Annotated in this window: 1 protein-coding gene; it reads right to left on the reverse strand. The window is 48.4% G+C overall.

The window, feature by feature from the left end; genetic code table 11:
• Nucleotides 1–102: 102 nt before the first annotated feature.
• A complete protein-coding gene (locus QUA40_RS28755; RefSeq protein WP_333132120.1) occupies nucleotides 103–1,125 on the reverse strand; it encodes an ATP-binding cassette domain-containing protein in 1,023 nt (340 codons plus the stop codon).
• Between the last annotated feature and the right edge of the window lie 207 nt (nucleotides 1,126–1,332).

The raw sequence follows: 1,332 nt of genomic DNA on the forward strand, positions 1-1,332 counted from the left end.
TCTTAAAATCCCAAAAGCCTTTTGACCCAAACTTTTTATCCACAACCCCTTGACAGGTCAATACAGTATCTACAGATGCCGCTTTTCACCAGTTGGTATAATTTACGATCGCATCGCCTGTTTTTGCTCAGCCTTCAAATCGCGGTTGCTAGCAGCAGCCAACTCCGCATCCAACAGCGTCTTACCAGTCGCAGCCAAATACACATCATCCAAACTTGGCCGAGATTGAGCAATTCCAAAAGTAGGCAATCCCGCATTTTTTAAAGCTTGCTGAATAGTCACCAGCGCATCGCTTTGCGGTGTTACTACTAAATTGAGAGAATTTCCTTGAGCGGTATTGACAATTACTTCCTGCACAAAAGGCAGAGATTGCATCAGAGTTTTAGCTTTTTCGGCTTCTTCGATCGGCGAAAACTCCCGAATCCGCAGAGTCACCCGATCGCCCCCAACCCGATTTTTCAACTCTTCCGGCGTGCCCTCAGCAATTACCGTACCCTTGTCAATAATCGCCACGCGATCGGCCAAAGCATCCACTTCTTCGAGATAATGGCTGGTAATCAAAACCGTAGTACCTTCCTCCCGCAAGCGGCGCAGGAAATCCCACACCACCACCCGGCTTTCAATATCCAGCCCCACAGTCGGTTCGTCTAACACCAAAACATCCGGCTGGTGCAGCAATCCAGCAGCTAAGTCGAGGCGTTTGCGGATACCGCCGGAATAAGTGCCCGTCTTTTTATTTTCCCACTCTTCCAAACCGAGGAGTTTCACCATTTCGTCAATCCGCCCTTTAATCCTAGGGCGCGGCAAATGGTAAAGTGCTGCTTGCAGTTGCAGGAGTTCCCGCCCCGTCAGCACCTTATCGAGAGCCACTTCTTGGGCGACGTAGCCGAGTTTTTGTCTGGCAATTCTCGGCTGGCTGACAGCAGAAATGCCAGACACTTCAATGCGTCCGCTATCGGGCGCACTCAAAGTACAAAGTACCCGCAGGGTTGTGGTTTTGCCTGCACCGTTGGGGCCTAGCAAACCAAATATTTCCCCCGGTTCTACCTTGAAGGAAACATCTTTAACGGCTTCTACAGTGCCGTAGCGTTTCTGAAGATTTTCAATTAAAACGGCGGGAGCCATATATTTTGGGGATGAACTGGTTGTTAATATTTTGACACTTCCGGGCTCAAATTGTCGGAATGGTCGATCGACCAATACGACTCGGTGTGCTTGTAACGATCGCACAATCCTCCTCAACCGGAAACTGCTTATATAGCATTTCTTACAAAGGTGAGGTACAATAACAGCAGTGAGTAAACCAATTCCAAATATTTGCTGATGTAACTT

The sequence above is a fragment of the Microcoleus sp. Pol11C3 genome, from assembly GCF_036701485.1.
Classification (GTDB): Bacteria; Cyanobacteriota; Cyanobacteriia; order Cyanobacteriales; family Microcoleaceae; genus Microcoleus.

Bases quoted from the DNA above. Each gene is read 5' to 3' on its own strand.
- QUA40_RS28755 (WP_333132120.1), bottom strand. From the start codon at position 1,125: ATGGCTCCCGCCGTTTTAATTGAAAATCTTCAGAAACGCTACGGCACT.